Origin of the sequence: Pseudomonas fildesensis (genome assembly GCF_001050345.1) — a bacterium.
Taxonomy (GTDB): domain Bacteria; phylum Pseudomonadota; class Gammaproteobacteria; order Pseudomonadales; family Pseudomonadaceae; genus Aquipseudomonas; species Aquipseudomonas fildesensis.
Genome location: NZ_LFMW01000002.1, coordinates 449,938 through 469,229, shown reverse-complemented (window position 1 = coordinate 469,229; position 19,292 = coordinate 449,938). Strand labels below are relative to the sequence as shown.

The window sequence follows — 19,292 nt, the reverse complement described above, 5'->3', positions numbered from 1 at the left end:
CTCTACTCCAGGTTTCACGCCCGGCTCTACTCCAGGCTTCACGCCCGGCTCTACTCCAGGCTTCACGCCCGGCTCTACTCCAGGCTTCACGCCCGGCTCTACTCCAGGCTTCACGCCCGGCTCTACTCCAGGCTTCACGCCCGGCTCTACTCCAGGCTTCACGCCCGGCTCTACTCCAGGCTTCACGTTCGGCTTCACATCCGGCTGCACATCTACCCGTAGTTTCCGACCGCTATCCGGCAATACGTTCGTATCAGGGCAGTGACAATGACCGACATTAACGTTCACATGTACGTCTGCCTTGGCATCATTGGTCACGGTGATGCCAGGGGTAACCACCTTGCGCGCATCAGGCATCACGGTCGTTAGAGGATTAGCCGGCAACTTGCCCGCGTCAGGCTTGACTGCTTGATCATGTTCATGCGGTTTCACAGGCGGCTTGGCTGCATCAGGCTTCACGGGCTGATCACGCATATCCGGTTTCACCGGCAACTTGCTTGTACCCGGCGCATCAGCCAACGTTTTATCCGAACTCGGCAATGCGCCAGGCTTGAGATTGTTCACGGGATTGTTCACGGAAAACATTTCACGCATTGATTTGAAAACCAGCTCCAGCATGTCAAACAATTTGGTGAGCGCACCCGCGTTAGTCATCACTTCATTGTGCAAAACCTTGGCGTTGTCTTGTCGCACCGGTGGAGGCAAAGGTTTCGAATTCGCCGCGGGTACGGCGGACTCCGTACCGGTTTTCGGTGCAGCTGGCGAATGCCGGTCCATAGGTGTTGTATCAATTTGTACGAAGGCAGGTTTATTAATTGATAGGGACATTAGTGGGTTCCTGATTAAGCGCAACCTGGCGCCGATAATAGGCCATGGAAGCGACAGTAGTTATTAGCCGGAAACAACACTCGCTGCTTCACAGTCCGTACTTTCGTGGAATGTGAGGCCATCGAGTTCCAGAAATCGCGACTCATATAAGGAAACCAAACCAGACTTTCGGATTTTGCCTCATGGCTATTTGCGTAAAACCCTGATCAAGGCTACTTTGAAGCGCCCCTCACTTGACATACATACTAATAAACCACTCGACAGGTAACTCAACGACATAGTTCACGTAACGCCCCGCCTGTCGATTGTGGTATTCCACGCGCACAGGAATAACATCAGATCACGTGACTGCCAGTCACTGTTAAACCCGATCAAACAAACAACTAAGCTTACATTTCGCCTCATTTTGAATCAGTAACACCGCCCCTTTTTCACAGTGTGTCTGGCGGCTATTAAAAAGGCGATACTGCCCCTGGCGCACCCCGCCAATAACGCCCCTGAATGCAAAATGCCCCGCTTCTTTCGAAGCGAGGCATTTTTTGAAACACAGAACACGCTCACGCGCGGCGTCAAAGCCCCCTCAGGGGCACTAAAGCGTTACGGCATGATCAGGATGAGGCATCCCCAGCAGTCGACTCACCTGCTCCAGGTCGGTCTCTCGACGCATGGCGGTAAACAGCTCCACCGCTTCCGGGTAATTACGCGTGAGCATTGCCAGCCACTGCTTCAAGCGGCCCGGCGCCTGACGCTCGGTCAGTTGCGCGACCGACTGGGTCCAGAAATCCTGGAGCAGTGGCTGCATCTGCGCCCAGGTCATTTCCACAACTTCTTCGCCCGCCCGTGCCGCCGCGATCTGTCGCGCCAGGTCAGGCCGCGCCACCAGGCCGCGACCCAGCATGATGTCTTCGGCGCCGCTGATTTCGCGGCAACGCCTCCAGTCTTCGACGCTCCAGATATCACCATTGGCGAACACGGGCACCTTGACCACGTCCTGCACCCGCGGGATCCATTCCCAATGGGCCGGCGGTTTGTAACCATCAGTCTTGGTGCGCGCATGCACCACGATATGCGCTGCGCCGCCTTCGGCCAGAGCCGTGGCACACACCAGCGCGCCGTCCGGGCTATCGAAGCCCAGGCGCATTTTGGCGGTCACCGGGATATGCGCGGGGACGGCACGACGCACGTGCTCGACGATCTGGTTGAGCAGCTCCGGCTCCTTGAGCAGCACCGCGCCGCCCCGCGACTTGTTGACCGTCTTGGCCGGGCAGCCAAAGTTGAGGTCAATCACTTGTGAACCCAACTCGCAAGCCAGGGCGGCGTTTTCCGCCAGGCATACCGGGTCGGAGCCGAGCAGTTGCACACGCAGCGGCACACCCGCAGCGGTGTGGGCACCGTGCAGCAGTTCCGGGGCGAGCTTGTGGAAATAGGCGGGGGTCAGCAAGCGGTCGTTGACGCGGATGAACTCGGTCACGCACCAGTCAATACCGCCCACGCGGGTCAACACGTCCCGCAGGATGTTATCGACCAACCCCTCCATGGGCGCCAAAGCAATTTGCATGGAAAACACTCAACAAAAATCGTGGCGCAGTTTACTGGGTTTCCCACGGCAACCGTTAACCCCCTGTCAGGGCGGGGCCATAGCCGTCGAGAAACTCCACCGGCATACGCTTGGGCTTGCCGGTAGACAGTTCGATGCAGACGAAGGTGGTTTGCGCACGCAGCAGGGTTGCGCCGTCGCGCGGGCGTATCAACTGGAAGCGGCGGGTCATTTTCAGGCGCTGGTCCCAGTCGACGATCCAGGTGGCCAATTGCAGGTCATCCCCCTCGTAACCGGCCGCCAGGTAGTCGATCTCATGGCGCACCACGGCCATGGCGCGGTCCAGTCGGCGGTACTCGGTGAGGTCCAACCCCAGGCGCTGGGAGTGGCGCCAGGCGCAGCGCTCCAGCCAGGACACGTACACCGCGTTATTGGCGTGCCCCAGGCCGTCGATGTCCTCAGGCCCCACCTGCAGATCGATGATAAACGGCGTTGCCAAATCCCAGCCCATGCCTTGCTCCAGTCGATTAATGTCGGCCGGGGCAGTGTATCAGGCGGTTTGCCGCTCCTGTAAACGACGGCCCGCGAGCAAGGCGAGTACGCCTTCGATCACCCGTGGGTCGGCCAGCACTTTCTGGTGCCCGCCCTGCTCCAGGCGCAGCAGACGGCTATCGAACCAGGCGTCGTGGATGGCTTGGGACGCTTTGACCGGGACGAATGTATCGTCTTCGGCGTGCACGATCAGGCCTGGGATATTCATCTGGTAGTGGGCCACATCCAAATGCTTGAGCGGCATCCCGAACGTCAATTCAACCTCCTGGATAAACGCCGAACGCGCCCGCGCCGGCAAACCGACCATTTTAGTGAAGCCGCGCAGCACATCGAGAAAGCGCGACGGCGCAGCAATGCTCACCAGCGCTTCAGTACGCAAGCCCAACTGCACCGCCAGCATCGCACTGGCGCCGCCCATCGAGTGGCCGACCACGGCATGCAGTGGAGGCAACTCGGCCGCTGCTTCGAGCATTGCGCGGGCGAACAGCAGCACGTGGGCTTCACGCCCCGGCGAACGACCATGGGCGGGACCGTCGAGGGCAATCACCGAGTAACCGTTGTCGACCAACGCAGTGATCAAGCTGGCGAACTGCGTGGGCCTCCCTTCCCAACCGTGCATCAGTAACACCGCCGGCCCCTGGCCCCAGCGCAGCGCCGACAGGCCGAAACGCAAGGTGATGCGCTCTGATTGCGCCAGCAGCGGCAACTCCCAATCACGCGGCGGCAGTTCCCGTGGGGTCATGAACACCCGACGCATCTTGTTGGCCACCGTGTGCGGCGCCAAGCGCCCAAACGTGCCGTTGACGCTACGAATCCAGGTTAAGGCGCCCATCATGCAACTCCTCTTCTAGCGAACGGCCGACTTGGCGGCGCGCAACACGCGGTCCGATAACTCGCCCGGCCCGAGCGCACGCGCCAGGGCCAGGCCGCCGATCATCAAGGCCATGTCTGCCAGGGCCTTGTCGGTATCCTCCGGGCTGGCGGCCAACTGGGCAGCCATCAATTCGCAATGCTCGTTCAGCGCGTGACGGAATTCATCCGGCAGGCGGCTCATCTCGCCTACCGTCGCAGGGATCGGGCAGGCTTGCGCCGTAGAGTCGCGGTGTTTGCGCGACAGATAAAACGCCGCCACCAGACCTCTGCGCTCCTCGCCGCTCAATTGCGAGTCCATGTCGTCAATCGATGCGCGACGCTTGGCAAGCAATTGCGTGAAAGCCTCCAGCATCAGCGCGTCCTTGCTTTCGAAGTGCGCATAGAAACCACCGACGGTCAGCCCCGCCGCGCCCATGACTTCCCCGACGCTCGGCTCAGCCGGGCCGCGCTGGATCAACGCGGCGCTGGCGGCTTGCAGAATGCGTTCGCGGGTCTGCGCTTTTTTATCGTTCATCGTTGCCTCCGACTCTCATGGGTTGAATATTATTACCATAATAATATTTCGCAAGCGACAGGCATGACCACTGGTCAGAACAGAAGAATGGAAGTGAGGAGAGAATTGGCCAAACGCCAGACAAACAAAAGGGCCATTCAATAATTGAATGACCCTTAAAAATCCCGCAGAGCGGGTAATCGTGGCGTCCCCTAGGGGACTCGAACCCCTGTTACCGCCGTGAAAGGGCGGTGTCCTAGGCCACTAGACGAAGGGGACACAAACCTTCTATACAACTGACCAAGCTGACGCTGGTCGATTCAAGGACGGTGTGGCCAAACCTTGAACCTGTAAATTGGTGGAGCTAAACGGGATCGAACCGTTGACCTCCTGCATGCCATGCAGGCGCTCTCCCAGCTGAGCTATAGCCCCGATTTTTCGCCTGGCGGCGCAGCAGACCTTTCGAGCTGCTTGTTGAAACTGGCGTCCCCTAGGGGACTCGAACCCCTGTTACCGCCGTGAAAGGGCGGTGTCCTAGGCCACTAGACGAAGGGGACAAAACCTTCTGTACAACCTGATCAAGCTAGGCCTGATCGATTCAAGGACGGTGTGGCCAGACCTTGAACCTGTAAATTGGTGGAGCTAAACGGGATCGAACCGTTGACCTCCTGCATGCCATGCAGGCGCTCTCCCAGCTGAGCTATAGCCCCTCATCGGTGAGGACGGGGCGAATCTTAATGGCGCTTTGAAAGGCTGTCAAATTTATTTTCAACAATTTTCAAAATTTTTTGCCGGGATAACAATCACTTACCGTTAAAACCCCGGAAAGCCGGGGTTTAACCGTTACAACAGGTTGCTTAGGCGATAGCACCCAGTAACTTTTCCCACTCTTTGTTTTCTTTCTTCGACACACCCCCAAGCAAATCAAGGGCTTGGCGCAGACGGAAACGCGTGAGATCCGGGCCTAGAATTTCCATGGCATCGAGTACCGACACCGAACTGGCCTGCCCAGTGATCGCGGCAAACATCAGCGGCATCGCATCGCGCAATTTCAGCTCAAGGGATTCGACCACCGCCTGAATCGTCGCGGTAATGGCATCTTTCTCCCACTGGCGCAGGCTCTCCAGCTTCCACAGGATCAACTGCATCAACTGGCGGACCTGGTCGCCCGAGAGCTTTTTCGATTCAAACAGCTTGGCATCCGGGTTCACGCCACCGGCAAAGAAGAAACTCGCCAGCGGGGCGACCTGACTGAACGTTTCCACCCTGCCCTGCACCAGCGGCGCAATCTTCATCATGTACTCGGGGTTCAGCGCCCACTGCTGCAAACGACTGGCGAATTCTTCCACCGGCAAGTCACGCAGCCACTGACCGTTGAGCCACGAGAGTTTCTCGACATCGAAGATCGGCCCGCCCAGTGAGACGCGGGACAGGTCGAAGTTGTCGACCATTTCCTGCAGCGAGAACTTCTCGCGCTCGTCCGGCATCGACCAGCCCATGCGGCCCAAGTAGTTGAGCATCGCTTCCGGCATGAAGCCCATGCGCTCGTAGAAGGTCACCGACGTCGGGTTCTTGCGCTTGGACAGCTTGCTCTTGTCCGGGTTACGCAGCAGCGGCATGTAGCACAGTTGCGGCTGTTCCCAGCCGAAGTATTCGTAGAGCAGGATCAGTTTTGGCGCCGACGGCAGCCATTCTTCGCCGCGCAGCACGTGGGTGATGCCCATCAAGTGATCGTCGACCACGTTGGCCAGGAAGTACGTCGGCAAGCCGTCGGTCTTCATCAGCACTTGCATGTCCATGCGGTCCCACGGGATCTCGACGTCACCGCGCAGCATGTCCGGCACCACACACACGCCTTCGCTCGGCACCTTCATGCGGATCACATGGGGTTCGCCGGCGGCCAGGCGGCTGGCCACTTCTTCGGGAGGCAGCAGCAGTGCGCGGCCGTCATAGCGCGGGGTCTCGCCACGAGCCTGTTGTTCGGCGCGCATCTGGTCCAGTTCTTCGGCGGTGCAGAAGCACGGGAAGGCATGGCCCATGTCGACCAGTTGCTGGGTGTACTGCTTGTAAATGTCGCTGCGCTCGCTTTGACGATACGGGCCGTGCGGGCCGCCGACGTCCGGGCCTTCCGCCCAGGTAATGCCCAACCAGCGCAAGGCATCGAAAATCTGCTGTTCCGACTCACGGGTCGAACGCACTTGATCGGTGTCTTCGATCCGCAGGATGAATTCACCGCCATGCTGCTTGGCAAAGCAGTAGTTAAACAAGGCGATGTAGGCAGTGCCGACGTGGGGATCCCCAGTAGGCGATGGCGCGATGCGCGTGCGGACGGTGGTCATGGCAGGTCTCGAATGGGCGATAAAATTGAAACAAGGGGCGAATGGTAACAGCCCAGAGTGGTCGGGCTCCAGCGTGGGTGATTCTGGAAAACCGAGGCGCGGCCATCGGGAGCAAGTCGAATCGTCGCACCGCCCCTCCCACACTTTGATCGCATTCTCATGCTGGAAATCGGTCAAATGTGGGAGGGGCTTGCTCCCGATGAGGCCGGCCGAGTCACCGCAAATCAGACGGCCAACAAGCGCTCGCGCAACTTGCCAATCTCATCCCGCGTCTGCGCCGCCGCCTCAAACTCCAGGTCGCGCGCCAGCTGGTACATCTTCTCTTCCAACTGCCGGATACGCTTGGTGATCTCACTCGGCGAGCGCAGTTCGTTCTCGTACTTGGCGCTTTCCTCGGCAGCCTTGGCCATGCCCTTGCGCTTCTTGCTGCGCGAGCCGGGTACGGTGGCGCCTTCCATGATGTCGGCGACATCCTTAAACACGCCCTTCGGGGTGATGCCATGTTCCAGGTTGTAGGCGATCTGCTTGTCGCGGCGCCGGTCAGTCTCGCCAATCGCGCGTTCCATGGAGCCGGTGATGCGGTCCGCATACAGGATCGCCCGGCCATTGAGGTTACGCGCCGCGCGGCCGATGGTCTGGATCAGCGAGCGTTCGGAGCGCAGGAAGCCCTCTTTGTCGGCATCCAGAATCGCCACCAGCGACACTTCCGGCATGTCCAGGCCTTCGCGCAGCAGGTTGATCCCCACCAGCACATCAAAGGTGCCCAGGCGCAGGTCGCGGATGATCTCCACGCGCTCCACGGTGTCGATGTCCGAGTGCAGGTAGCGCACGCGCACGCCGTGGTCGGCCAGGTAATCGGTCAAGTCTTCGGACATGCGCTTGGTCAGCGTGGTGACCAGCACCCGCTCTTCCAGGGCCACGCGCTTGCTGATCTCCGAGAGCAAGTCGTCGACCTGAGTCAGCGCCGGGCGGATCTCGATCTGCGGGTCGACCAGGCCGGTCGGGCGCACCAGTTGCTCGATCACGCGGCCGGCATGCTCGGCCTCGTAGTTGCCTGGCGTGGCCGAAACAAAAATCGTCTGCGGGCTGATGCTTTCGAACTCGTCAAACCGCATCGGCCGGTTATCCAGCGCCGACGGCAGGCGGAAGCCGTATTCCACCAGCGTTTCCTTACGCGAGCGGTCACCTTTGTACATCGCGCCCACCTGCGGCACGCTGACGTGGGACTCGTCGATCACCAGCAACGCGTCGTCCGGCAAGTAATCGAACAAGGTGGGCGGCGCCTGCCCGGAGTCGCGGCCCGAGAGGTAGCGCGAGTAGTTTTCGATGCCGTTGCAGTAGCCCAGTTCGAGGATCATCTCCAGGTCGAAACGGGTGCGCTGCTCCAGGCGCTGGGCTTCCACCAGCTTATTGTTGGCGCGCAGGTATTCCAGGCGCTCAACCAACTCGACCTTGATGCCCTCGATGGCGCCCATCAGGGTTTCGCGCGGGGTCACGTAGTGGCTTTTCGGGTAGAAGGTGAAGCGTGGCAGCTTGCGGATCACCTCGCCGGTCAACGGGTCGAAGGCCGACAGGCTCTCCACTTCATCGTCGAACAGCTCGATGCGGATCGCTTCCAGGTCGGATTCCGCCGGGTAAATGTCGATCACATCGCCGCGCACACGGAAGGTGGCGCGGGCGAAGTCCATGTCGTTACGGGTGTATTGCAGGCTCGTCAGCCGACGCAGCAGTTCGCGCTGGTCAAGTTTGTCGCCACGATCAACGTGCAACACCATCTTCAAATAAGTTTCCGGGCTGCCCAGGCCATAGATGCACGACACCGTGGTGACGATGATCGCGTCCTTGCGCTCCAGCAGGGCCTTGGTCGCCGACAAACGCATCTGCTCGATGTGGTCGTTGATCGACGCGTCCTTCTCGATAAAGGTATCGGACGACGGCACATAAGCTTCGGGCTGGTAGTAGTCGTAGTAGGAAACGAAGTACTCCACCGCGTTGTTCGGGAAGAACGCCTTGAACTCACCGTACAACTGCGCGGCCAGGGTCTTGTTCGGCGCCAACACCAGGGTGGGGCGGTTAACCTGCGCGATTACGTTGGCAATGCTGAACGTCTTGCCTGAACCGGTCACACCGAGCAGCGTCTGGTGCGCCAGGCCGGCCTCGATGCCTTCGACCATCAGGCGAATGGCTTCGGGCTGGTCGCCGGCGGGTTCAAAACGGGTGACGAGCTGGAAATCCGACATAACGTACCTCTTTCAAGTCACCCCAGGCTGCACACCATCAGGGACGAAAATAGCTCAGCAACCCGCGAATTCTCATCGCAGGTTGCAGGAAAAAACCATGATAACTGTAGAAGTGGTGGCGAATGTGACGGGTTTCAAGGCAATCCTCCTACCCGCCGTCTACGATCAACATTGCAATAAGACTAACGGTCGGCAAATAAACCGAAAAACCTGGCCGAAAAGCCGTTTCGGCTGTCGCCCTCAGCCATGATGGCCTCTATACTAGCTCCCCGTTTGTGCACCGCTCTAGTGCATTCGGCTGGAGCGCGACACGTCCCTCCTTTCCCCCAAAGAGCTGCCGCAAAATGAGCCTGTTCTCCGCTGTCGAAATGGCACCACGCGATCCAATCCTGGGCCTCAACGAAGCATTCAACGCCGATACACGAACCACCAAGGTCAACCTTGGCGTGGGCGTTTACTGCAACGAGGAGGGGAAGATTCCACTCTTGCGTGCCGTTGCCGAAGCGGAAGCCATTCGCGTGGCGCAACACGCCGCCCGTGGCTACTTGCCGATCGACGGTATTGCCGCCTACGACCAGGCTGTGCAAAAGCTGCTGTTTGGCGCTGAATCGCCGCTACTGAGCGCCGGCCGCGTCATCACCGCTCAAGCGGTAGGCGGCACCGGTGCCCTGAGAATCGGCGCCGACTTCCTCAAGCAACTGCTGCCCAACGCCATTGTCGCCATCAGCGACCCAAGCTGGGAAAACCACCAGGCGCTGTTCGAAAAAGCCGGTTTCCCGGTGCAAACCTACCGCTACTACGACGCCGCCACTCATGACGTCAACCGTGCCGGCCTGCTCGAAGACCTCAACGCCCTGCCGCCCCAGTCCATCGTGGTGCTGCACGCCTGCTGCCACAACCCGACCGGTGTCGACCTGAGCCCGGCCGACTGGCAACAAGTGCTGGACGTGGTCAAGGCCAAGAACCTGGTGCCGTTCCTCGACATGGCCTACCAGGGCTTTGGCGATGGCATCCACGAAGACGCGGCGGCCGTACGCCTGTTCGCTGAATCGGGCCTGACCTTCTTTGTGTCCAGCTCGTTCTCCAAGTCGTTCTCCCTGTACGGCGAACGCGTGGGCGCACTGTCGATCGTCAGCGAATCCAAGGAAGAAAGCGCGCGCATCCTGTCCCAGGTCAAGCGTGTGATCCGCACCAACTACTCCAACCCGCCGACCCATGGCGCGGCGATTGTTGCAGCGGTGCTGAACAGCCCTGAGCTGCGCGCCCAGTGGGAAGCCGAACTGGCCGAGATGCGCCTGCGCATCCGGGGCATGCGTGAGCAGATGGTGGCTGAACTGGCCAAGGCTGCACCGGGCCAAGACTTCAGCTTCGTCGGTCGCCAGCGCGGGATGTTCTCCTACTCTGGCCTGACCGTTGAGCAAGTCACCCGTTTGCGTACCGAGTTTGGTATCTACGCGCTGGATACCGGGCGTATCTGTGTGGCGGCGTTGAACCAGGCGAACATTGCTGCGGTAACCAAGGCGATTGTTCAGGTGCTGTAAGCCCGAACACGCTGTATGAAGGGGGAGGCCAATGGGTCTCCCCTTTTTATTTGTGAAACATCGGCCCGGGGTGGGCGCAGTACTTTTGTGGCGGGCGGGCTTGCCCGCGTCGGGTTGCGCAGCAGCCCCAAAACCCTGCCACCGTGAACTTATTGGAAAAACGCGTTGCCTGAACAAGGGCCCGCTGCGCGTCCCAACGCGAGCAAGCTCGCTCGCCACAAGCAGCATGTCGTCTGCAATAAACTCGCTACTTGCAGCGTCCACCCCCTAGACTGAACCCCAACCGCCCTTTTGCTGTGAGACCCCGATGAGAAACGACGACCTGGACCTGCATGCCGACCGCGATGACCTGGACCGCTTCCCCCCCCGCCCCCCTCAAGCCAAACGCCAGAAAAGCCTGGTGTTGCAAGTGGCGCTCGGCGTGTTCCTCGGCGGGTTGGCTCTTTGGCTGGTGCAGCTAGGCGCGACGGCACTGATGGCGAAACTGGCGATGGGCACCTTGCAGTTCGGCGGCTAACCCTCGCGAACTGCCCCTCGCTCCTCCAGCAGTCTTACGAAGCTGTTCAAACTCTGCGACACCGTGCCCCGTCGCCAAATCAGCCAGGTGTGCAAAATGCGGAACGTGTCCGTCAGCGGCCACACGCTCACCGCCGTAAACCCCGGCATACTTTCCAGCATGCTGCGCGGCATCAGCGCCAAACCAGCACCGGCGCTGACGCAGGCGAGCATGCCGTGGTAAGACTCCATCTCGAAGATCCTGCCCGGCACCGCACCGTCCTGTGAGAACCAGCGCTCGAAGTGATGCCGGTACGAACAGTTCGAGCGAAAGGTGTAGATACTCTCGCCATTCACATCCTGCCCCCGCGTGATCGGCGCATGGTGCAACGGCGCGATCACCACCATCTCCTCTTCAAACACCGCCACACCCTCAAGGGTGGCATGCAACACCGGCCCATCGACAAACGCCGCCGCCAGCCGCCCCGACAATACCCCCTCGATCATCGTGCCGGACGGCCCCGTGCTCAGGTCCAATTCGACCTTGGCGTGCTTCTGGTTATAGGCCGCGAGCAACGCCGGAATGCGCACCGCCGCCGTGCTCTCCAGCGACCCGAGGGCAAACGCGCCCTGGGGCTCCTCCCCCGCCACCGTCGCGCGGGCTTCCTGGACCAAGTCGAGAATGCGCCGCGCATAACCTAGGAAATTCCACCCGGCCGGTGACAGACGCAGGCGACTTTTCTCGCGGATGAACAACTCCACGCCCAGGTCCTGTTCCAGTTGCTTGATGCGCGTGGTCAGGTTCGACGGCACCCGATGAATCAACTGCGCGGCGGCGCTGATGCTGCCTTGTTCGGCAACGGCCTTGAAGATTTCCAGCTGCACCAGATCCAAATCATTCTCCAATCGTGAACATGATCGACTTATCGTTCCCACGCTCTGCGGCCCAAAGCGTGACGCGGAGCGTCACAAGAGGCATTCCCACGCGGAGTATGGGAACGATCAGCCCATTCATCATTCTCGTTTTGAGAATGTATTGCTTAATATTATTCAGTTTAAAGAAAAGATACAGCCCCGTACGCTGGACCCATTCCACTCATTCAGCCGGACGGTGCCATGAACGCTATTTCTCACCAGACCCACGCCCAGTCGATCAACCCCACCACGGGCGAAACGGTCGGCAGCTATCCGTACGAAACCGAAGCGCAACTGGACGCCGCCCTCAACCGCGCCACTGGCGCTTTCCGCACCTGGCGCCGTACGCCGGTCAGCCAGCGGGCCGAACTGCTGCTGGCCCTGGCCAGCGCCCTGCGTGAGCAAGCCGAAGAGATGGCGCAAATGATCACCCTGGAAATGGGCAAACCCATCGCCCAGGCCCGTGCCGAAATCGAGAAATGCGCGCAACTCAGTGAGTGGTATGCCGCCCACGGCCCGGCCATGCTCGCCCCGGAAGCCACCCTGGTGGACAACGGCAGCGCGCAGATCGAATACCGCCCGCTGGGCCCGATCCTCGCCGTCATGCCATGGAATTTCCCGGTGTGGCAAGTGCTGCGCGGCGCCGTGCCGACCCTGCTCGCCGGCAACACTTACGTGCTCAAACACGCACCGAACGTGATGGGCAGCGCCTACCTGATGAAAGCCGCGTTCCAAAAAGCCGGCTTCGCTGATGGCCTGTTCGAAGTGATCAACGTGACCACCGATGGCGTATCCAAAGCCATCGCCGACCCGCGTATCGCTGCTGTCACCCTCACTGGCAGCGTACGCGCCGGCATGGCCATCGGCTCCCAGGCCGGTGCCGCACTGAAGAAATGCGTACTGGAGCTGGGCGGCTCCGACCCGTTTATCGTACTCAACGACGCCGACCTCGACGCCGCCGTCCAGGCCGCCGTGACCGGACGTTTCCAGAACAGCGGCCAAGTCTGCGCCGCCGCCAAGCGCCTGATCATCGAAGAAGGCGTAGTGGAAGCCTTCACCGCCAAATTCGTCGAAGCCAGCCGCGCCTTGGTCATGGGTGACCCTGCGTCGACCACCACCTATGTCGGCCCCATGGCCCGTTTCGACCTGCGCGACGAGCTGCACGGCCAGGTTCAGGCCACTCTGGAGGAAGGCGCGACCCTGCTGCTGGGCGGCAACAAAGTACCCGGCGCCGGTAACTACTATGAGCCGACCGTGCTGGCCGATGTCACCGACCAGATGACCTCGTTCAAACAGGAACTGTTCGGCCCCGTAGCCTCCATCATCACCGCGCGCGACGCCGACCACGCCGTGGCCCTGGCCAACGACAGCGAGTTCGGCCTCACCGCCAGCATCTTCACCACCGACCCGGCAAAAGCCCGCGATATCGCCGACCAATTGGAAACCGGCGGGATCTTCGTCAACGCCTTCAGCGTCTCCGACCCTCGGGTGGCGTTTGGTGGCGTAAAGAAGAGCGGCTTCGGGCGCGAGCTGTCGCACTTTGGCGTACGGGAATTCTGCAATGCGCAGACGGTTTGGCTGGATCGCAAGTAATACGCAGCTTCAACACGGGATATGCCGACGCACACACTGTACCAACCCATCCAGCGCCTGGGGCTTCACCGGCGCCAACACACAGACAGTGTGCTCACGTTCGCCTTCCGTGACCGTCAGGGTGTAATGCACCCTGCCGGGATTACCGGGCTCGGGAGCGGTGCTTTGCGGCAACTGAAAAAAGTTTGAATCCTTGATCAGTTGCCGCAACTCTTGCTGGTCCTGCTCGGGCAGCGCTTCCAGCTGCACTGTGCGAGGTTTGGCCAACCCCGGAAAAAACGCAGGTCCGCCGTTTTCCTTGATCGAAATTTGCATGGCTGTTCCTCACCGCCCAAGTGTGTTGTCACACATCAATGCCCACCGCTTGCCAGCCGTCCTTGACCGCCTTCTGCTCATCCTTGCCAGCGCCGTACAGGCGACCGGCGATATCGTAGGTGATGCGCGCGAACCGCAAAAACCCCGAGTTCGGTCGCAGCCGCGCATCGCGCAGCGCGTCATACCAGATGCGCCCCGCGCGCTCCCAGGCAAACCCGCCAATCTTCGTCGCCACCTGATAGAACGCATGGTTGGGAATGCCGGAATTGATATGCACCCCGCCATTGTCCTCATAGGTCTGTAGGAAGTCATCCATATGACCCGGCTGAGGGTCTTTGCCCAACAGCTTGTCATCAAACGCGGTGCCCGGCGCCTTCATCGAGCGCAGGGCCGTGCCTTTGATTTTTGGGGTGAACAACCCTGCGCCGATCAACCAATCCGCCTCTTGCGCCGTTTGTTGTAACGCGTATTGCTTGATCAGTGAACCGAACACGTCAGACAGCGATTCGTTCAGCGCGCCGGATTGATTGAAATACATCAGCTTGGCCTCGTCCTCAGTAACGCCGTGGGCCAGCTCATGGCCAATCACGTCGAGGGCTACGGTGAACCGGTTGAATAACTGCTGATCGCCATCACCAAACACCATCTGGGTCGAATTCCAGAACGCATTGTTGTAGTTCTGGCCGAAGTGAACGGTGGCATCCAGTGCCATGCCAGCATCATCGATGGAATTGCGGTCGAAGACCTGATCAAAAAAGTCGAACGTGGCGCCCAATCCGTCATAGGCCTCATCCACCGCAGCGTCACCACTGGCGGGCTGCCCTTCGCCACGGATCAGTTTGCCAGGCAGGCTATCGGTGCCTTCGGCGCTGTAGATCGAGCGCCGTTTTTCGGCGCCGATGGCCAGGGCCATGTGGGCGGGGCCTTTGGCAGGCACCGCAACCATGCGCAATGAGCGGAACGTGCTGTCTTTGGCGCGAGTGCGTAATGCGACGTCCCGTTGCGCTTTATCACCGTTGCGCGCGATCTGGTCGAGCATGTACGGCGGGATCAGGCAGAAAATCGGATTGCGATGCTGGCGAACACACATTGGCTGGCTCCATTTGGCATGAGGTCTACGTCCGGGTAACCGTTTCAGGATAGCCCTACCGGTACGGCCTGGCCCAAATTGTCATGAAGCTATGTTGCAGTAGTGTTTATTCAAAGACTGCGAGGAACCCCCCATGCCCGCACGCAAAGCCAGAATCGACCTTACGCACCGCCCACGGCTTGCTGATCTACGCCCATTGATCGCCGCCGCCCCCAGCCTCATGGAGGCCAGAGCGGCAACTGCGCGTATCACCGAGGCCAGGGATCTGCAGGACCGGCATGGCTATGCTGAAGATTTTCTCAACAGCTTCGTGGTGCCCTGGCCCACCGTGGATGCGGCGCTGGCGGGTGACGTACAGCCGCTCCGCCTGGACTACACGCATTTTTCGGTGACGATGTCGCACTCGAGGCGACTGGCGCTCTACGTCGGGGCCAATATCGACGGTGGGCTGCATGTGGATATTGTCCGCAGCAACGACGCTTGGGCGTATGACGGCCGCTTGCCCGTCAGCGCACAGGTGGGCGATGACCTCTATGCCAACAATGGTTTAGATCGCGGCCATCTGGTGCGCCGGCAAGACCCCAACTGGGGCGATGAAGCAAAAACCGCCAACGCCGATACCTTCCACTTCACCAACTGCGCACCGCAGATGAGCGGGTTCAACCAGAAGACCTGGCTGGAACTCGAGGACTACATTCTCGACAACACGCAACGCTGGAAGGCCCGGGCAACCGTGTTTACCGGCCCGGTACTCGCCGACGACGACCGTGTTTACCGGGGTGTTAAAATCCCCAAGGCGTTCTGGAAAGTGATCGCCTACCTCGGCGACGATGGCAAGCCCTCCGCCAGCGCCTACATGATTGACCAAAGCCGCGAGCTGGGTCAGCTCGACCTCATGTTCGGCCAGCTCAGAACCTACCAACGCAGTGTGATTCAGATCGAACAATTGACCGGCATTCGTTTCGCCAACCTCGCTGACTACGACGGGTTCAGTAACGAAGAGCGTGCCACGGGGACGCGGATTGAAGCGCTGATCCGAGGCCCCGAAGATATTCGTCTCTGACCCGAATGCCTTGCAGGAGCGCGCTGGCTCGCGAAAAAACCGGAAGACGTTGCGTCAAACCCGACAGCCGGCATTATCCTTGACGTTTTCGCGAGCAAGCACGCGCCTGTCTGGAGTGACGTCCAGCTCCCCCTCTCCAGCCCAATCGACTACCATACCGCGCCGGTTCCCAAACGGGACTAATAGGGAATTCGAAACGCCGCACGCGACGTCAATCGAAACTGCCCCCGCAACTGTAGGTGCTGAGCCTGCTCCACATTGCCACTGGACCACGTCCGGGAAGGCCGGAGCGTGGCGATGACGCATCAGTCAGGAGACCTGCCGGCCGAGTAACTCACTAACCGGCGGGGTGTCCGGGAAGGACAGCCTTGCCCTGCCGCGCTGGCAGCGTTCGAGGGTGTGTTTCCGAGCCGTACCTCCCCGGCTGTACATACGGTTCAAACGGAGACTGCCCCATGCTGGCACGCGTTACCGCCTTGATCACTGGCCTGGGCTTCTGTGCCCTGGCCCAGGCGACCCCCACTCAGTACCCGCTGACCGTCGAAAACTGCGGCAGCACCCTCACCTTCCTGCAAGCGCCTGCGCGCAGCGTGACCATCGGCCAGGCCGCCACCGAAATGCTGTATGCCTTGGGCGTGGGCGATAAGGTGGTCGGCACCTCTCTGTGGTTCAACAACGTGTTGCCGCAGTTCAAGGCGCAGAACGACACCATCGAGCGCCTGGCCAACAACGAGCCGAGTTTCGAAGCGGTCATCGCCAAGCGCCCGCAATTGGTCGCGGCGGAACTGGAGTGGGTGGTGGGTGCGCAAGGCGTGGTCGGCACCCGCGAGCAGTTTCACGATCTGAAAATCCCCACCTACCTGCTGCCCTCCGACTGCGAAGGCAAGGACAACCTGGTGGGCGCCGACGGCACGCGGCTGGAGCTGTTCCGCATCGACACGATCTATAAAAGCATCAGCCAACTGGCCGAGATTTTCGACGTGCAAGCGCGCGGCCAGCAACTGAACGACGAACTCAAGTCACGCCTGGCCAAGTCCGTCGCCACCGTGCAAAGCAAAGGCCTCAAGCAAGCCAGCGCGCTGGTGTGGTTCTCCAGCGCCGAGATCGCCAGCGATCCCTACGTCGCCGGCCACAAAGGCATTCCCGAATTCATGCTCGAAACCCTCGGCCTGCACAACGTGGTGCAGTCCGATGAAGAGTGGCCGGCCGTCGGCTGGGAAACCATCGCCAAGGCCAACCCGACCTTCCTGGTGATCGCGCGCATGGACCGCCGCCGCTACCCGGCCGACGACCATGAAAAGAAACTGGCCTTCCTGCGCAGCGACCCGGTGACCCGTAACATGGACGCGGTGAAAAACAACCGCATCATCATTCTCGATGCCCTGGCGCTGCAGGCCAGCATTCGCATGTTCGATGGCCTTGAACAACTGGCCACGGCCATCGACGGCTACGACCTGCGCCAATGACTAACAGCGTGATACGAACCCTACTCGCCCTGGCGCTGCTACTGGTCGCCGTGCTCGCCGGCGTGGCCATCGGCGAAACCGCCATCGAGCCACACGTGGTGTTGCAGGTGCTCGCCAATAAACTCTGGGCGGCCGGTTACGTGCTGGACCCGATCGATGAAGGCGTGGTGTGGAATTACCGCCTGACCCGCGCCCTGGTCGCCGCCGCCTGCGGTGCGGGGCTGGCAACTTGCGGGGTAATTTTGCAGTCGCTGCTGCGTAACCCCTTGGCCGACCCTTACCTGCTCGGCATCAGCGCCGGCGCCTCGACCGGCGCAGTCCTGGTGGTGTTGATGGGTGTCGGCGGCGGGCTGATTTCACTGTCGGCCGGCGCGTTTGTCGGGGCGATGGCGGCGTTTGCGCTGGTGATCTTGCTCGCGCGGGCCAGCGGTTCGTCCAGCGGCACCGGCCAGATCATCCTCGCCGGCATTGCCGGTTCGCAGCTGTTTAACGCCCTCACTGCGTTTCTGATCACCAAGTCGGCCAGCTCCGAGCAGGCGCGCGGCATCATGTTCTGGCTGCTCGGCAACCTCAGCGGCGTGCGCTGGCCTGCGGTATGGCTGGCCGTGCCGGTGGCGGTCGCGGGGTTGGCAGTGTGCCTGTGGCACCGGCGCGCACTGGATGCGTTTACCTTCGGCAGCGACTCGGCGGCGTCACTTGGCATCCCGGTGCGCCGTGTGCAATTTGTGTTGGTGGGCTGCGCGGCGCTGGTGACAGCGGTGATGGTGTCGATTGTCGGCTCCATCGGTTTTGTCGGCCTGGTGATCCCTCACGCCGTGCGCCTGTTGCTCGGCACTGGGCACTCGCGATTGCTGCCAGCCAGTGCATTGGGCGGCGCGCTGTTTTTGATCGCCGCCGATGTGCTGTCGCGCACGTTGATCAAAGGCCAGGTGATCCCGGTCGGCGTGGTGACCGCACTGGTCGGTGCGCCGGTGTTTGCGCTGATTTTGATCGGCCGGAGGAATGCGCGATGACAGTACTGAGTTGCACCGGCCTGGGCTTCAAGGTGCGTGAGGCCGAGTTGCTGCGCGATATCCACCTTGAGATTCAGTTGGGTGAAACCTTGGGGATTGTCGGGCCGAACGGCTCCGGCAAATCCACCTTGCTCAAACTGCTCGCCGGTTTGCGCACACCGGCCAGCGGCGAAGTACTGCTCGGCGGCAAGCGCTTGGGCCACCTGTCCCGCCGCGCCATCGCGCAGCAACTGGCGGTGGTGGAGCAGCAGGCCGACACGGACGACGCCATCCGCGTATTCGACGCAGTGGCCCTGGGCCGAACCCCGTGGCTGTCGGCGCTGAGCCCGTGGTCCAGCGACGACGACGCCATCGTGCGCCAGGCCCTGCAGGACGTCGATGCCACGCACCTGAGCACGCGCGCCTGGCGCAGCCTTTCCGGCGGCGAACGCCAACGCGTGCACATCGCCCGCGCCCTCGCGCAACGGCCGCAGATTCTGTTGCTGGATGAGCCGACCAATCACCTGGATATCCAGCATCAACTGGCGATTTTGAAAGGAGTGCAGGCGCTGCCGGTGACCACGTTGATCGCCCTGCATGACCTGAATCAAGCGCTGACCTGCGACCGCTTGGCCGTGCTGGATCGCGGACGATTGGTGGCGCTGGGCAAACCGCTGGAAGTGCTGACACCGCAGCGATTGCAGGAAACGTTCGGCGTGCAGGCGCATTACCTCACGGACCCGTTTGATGGGGCACAGATACTGCGGTTGCGCTCGGTGTAAGTGTGCCGGGTGGTTTTATTGTGGCGAGCGGGCTTCCTGTGGCGAGCGGGCTTGCCCCGCGTTGGGCTGCGGAGCAGCCCCAATAAGAACACCGCATTCCTCTGGGTAGAACTGGGTCGTATGGTTTCAGGGCTGCTTCGCAGCCCAACGCGGGGCAAGCCCGCTCGCCACAAAAGCC

The 19,292-nt window shown here is 61.0% G+C and carries 17 protein-coding genes, 4 tRNA genes and 1 riboswitch; of the genes, 7 read left to right on the top strand and 14 right to left on the bottom strand.

The genetic code is table 11. From position 1 onward, the window contains the following. From ACR52_RS05470 to uvrB, 11 genes are all read right to left on the bottom strand, one after another. Positions 1 to 828, bottom strand: an 828-nt coding sequence (locus ACR52_RS05470; protein WP_152687589.1) for a hypothetical protein, incomplete at its 3' end; no start/stop codon positions are given. A 589-nt stretch (positions 829 to 1,417) separates the two neighbouring features. Next, the gene (locus ACR52_RS05465; RefSeq protein ID WP_048721316.1) at positions 1,418 to 2,386 is read right to left on the bottom strand and encodes a tRNA dihydrouridine synthase; all 969 of its coding nucleotides are present in this window, start codon (positions 2,384 to 2,386) and stop codon (positions 1,418 to 1,420) included. Between the two features lie 55 nt (positions 2,387 to 2,441). Next, entirely contained in the window at positions 2,442 to 2,876 is a 435-nt protein-coding gene (locus ACR52_RS05460; protein WP_048721314.1) for an acyl-CoA thioesterase, read from the bottom strand. Positions 2,877 to 2,915: 39 nt separating this feature from the next. Then, positions 2,916 to 3,749 carry an alpha/beta hydrolase gene (locus ACR52_RS05455; RefSeq protein ID WP_048721311.1) on the bottom strand — a complete coding sequence of 278 codons (834 nt, stop codon included), beginning with the start codon at positions 3,747 to 3,749 and terminating at the stop codon, positions 2,916 to 2,918. Positions 3,750 to 3,764: 15 nt separating this feature from the next. Beyond that, on the bottom strand, positions 3,765 to 4,304 hold the full coding sequence (locus ACR52_RS05450; protein ID WP_048721310.1) for a TetR/AcrR family transcriptional regulator: 540 nt from the start codon (positions 4,302 to 4,304) through the stop codon (positions 3,765 to 3,767). Between the two features lie 182 nt (positions 4,305 to 4,486). Next, a tRNA-Glu gene (locus tag ACR52_RS05445) sits at positions 4,487 to 4,562 on the bottom strand. 77 nt (positions 4,563 to 4,639) lie between these two features. Next, positions 4,640 to 4,715 (bottom strand) — tRNA-Ala (locus tag ACR52_RS05440). A gap of 49 nt (positions 4,716 to 4,764) precedes the next feature. Continuing rightward, positions 4,765 to 4,840 (bottom strand) — tRNA-Glu (locus ACR52_RS05435). Between the two features lie 77 nt (positions 4,841 to 4,917). Then, a tRNA-Ala gene (locus tag ACR52_RS05430) sits at positions 4,918 to 4,993 on the bottom strand. Between the two features lie 147 nt (positions 4,994 to 5,140). Further along, positions 5,141 to 6,622: a glutamate--tRNA ligase gene (gene gltX / locus ACR52_RS05425; RefSeq protein ID WP_048721308.1), complete on the bottom strand. Its 1,482-nt coding sequence runs from the start codon at positions 6,620 to 6,622 to the stop codon at positions 5,141 to 5,143. Between the two features lie 224 nt (positions 6,623 to 6,846). Next, positions 6,847 to 8,862, bottom strand: coding sequence for an excinuclease ABC subunit UvrB (gene uvrB, locus ACR52_RS05420; RefSeq protein WP_048721307.1), 2,016 nt, complete (start codon positions 8,860 to 8,862; stop codon positions 6,847 to 6,849). A gap of 344 nt (positions 8,863 to 9,206) precedes the next feature. Here uvrB and ACR52_RS05415 point away from each other — a divergent pair, with 344 nt between their 5' ends. Further along, entirely contained in the window at positions 9,207 to 10,403 is a 1,197-nt protein-coding gene (locus ACR52_RS05415) for an amino acid aminotransferase (RefSeq protein WP_048721306.1), read from the top strand. A 307-nt stretch (positions 10,404 to 10,710) separates the two neighbouring features. Continuing rightward, a complete protein-coding gene (locus tag ACR52_RS05410; RefSeq protein WP_048721304.1) occupies positions 10,711 to 10,920 on the top strand; it encodes a hypothetical protein in 210 nt (69 codons plus the stop codon). Here the strand turns inward: ACR52_RS05410 and ptrR are convergent. Beyond that, the gene (gene ptrR / locus ACR52_RS05405; RefSeq protein WP_048721302.1) at positions 10,917 to 11,792 is read right to left on the bottom strand and encodes a putrescine utilization regulator PtrR; all 876 of its coding nucleotides are present in this window, start codon (positions 11,790 to 11,792) and stop codon (positions 10,917 to 10,919) included. The genes ACR52_RS05410 and ptrR overlap by 4 nt on opposite strands. Before the next feature lie 222 nt (positions 11,793 to 12,014). Here ptrR and ACR52_RS05395 point away from each other — a divergent pair, with 222 nt between their 5' ends. Further along, the gene (locus ACR52_RS05395) at positions 12,015 to 13,406 is read left to right on the top strand and encodes an aldehyde dehydrogenase family protein (RefSeq protein WP_048721297.1); all 1,392 of its coding nucleotides are present in this window, start codon (positions 12,015 to 12,017) and stop codon (positions 13,404 to 13,406) included. A 9-nt stretch (positions 13,407 to 13,415) separates the two neighbouring features. Here the strand turns inward: ACR52_RS05395 and ACR52_RS05390 are convergent, their stop codons facing one another. Continuing rightward, positions 13,416 to 13,721: a protealysin inhibitor emfourin gene (locus ACR52_RS05390; protein ID WP_048721295.1), complete on the bottom strand. Its 306-nt coding sequence runs from the start codon at positions 13,719 to 13,721 to the stop codon at positions 13,416 to 13,418. 28 nt (positions 13,722 to 13,749) lie between these two features. Beyond that, positions 13,750 to 14,811, bottom strand: coding sequence for a M4 family metallopeptidase (locus ACR52_RS05385; RefSeq protein ID WP_048721292.1), 1,062 nt, complete (start codon positions 14,809 to 14,811; stop codon positions 13,750 to 13,752). Between the two features lie 133 nt (positions 14,812 to 14,944). Here ACR52_RS05385 and ACR52_RS05380 point away from each other — a divergent pair, with 133 nt between their 5' ends. The 4 genes from ACR52_RS05380 to ACR52_RS05365 all read left to right on the top strand — a co-directional run bounded on the left by ACR52_RS05380 (position 14,945) and on the right by ACR52_RS05365 (position 19,114). Beyond that, positions 14,945 to 15,874, top strand: a complete 930-nt coding sequence (locus tag ACR52_RS05380) for a DNA/RNA non-specific endonuclease (RefSeq protein WP_048721289.1) — start codon at positions 14,945 to 14,947, stop codon at positions 15,872 to 15,874. A gap of 146 nt (positions 15,875 to 16,020) precedes the next feature. After that, positions 16,021 to 16,214, top strand: a riboswitch (cobalamin riboswitch). Positions 16,215 to 16,329: 115 nt separating this feature from the next. After that, entirely contained in the window at positions 16,330 to 17,340 is a 1,011-nt protein-coding gene (locus ACR52_RS05375; protein WP_048721286.1) for an ABC transporter substrate-binding protein, read from the top strand. Between the two features lie 8 nt (positions 17,341 to 17,348). Next, a complete protein-coding gene (locus ACR52_RS05370; RefSeq protein WP_173439187.1) occupies positions 17,349 to 18,353 on the top strand; it encodes a FecCD family ABC transporter permease in 1,005 nt (334 codons plus the stop codon). After that, positions 18,350 to 19,114 (top strand): ABC transporter ATP-binding protein, encoded by a 765-nt coding sequence (locus tag ACR52_RS05365; RefSeq protein ID WP_048721281.1) that lies wholly within the window; start codon positions 18,350 to 18,352, stop codon positions 19,112 to 19,114. Before ACR52_RS05370 ends, ACR52_RS05365 begins: the two co-directional genes overlap by 4 nt. The last annotated feature ends 178 nt before the right edge of the window (positions 19,115 to 19,292 follow it).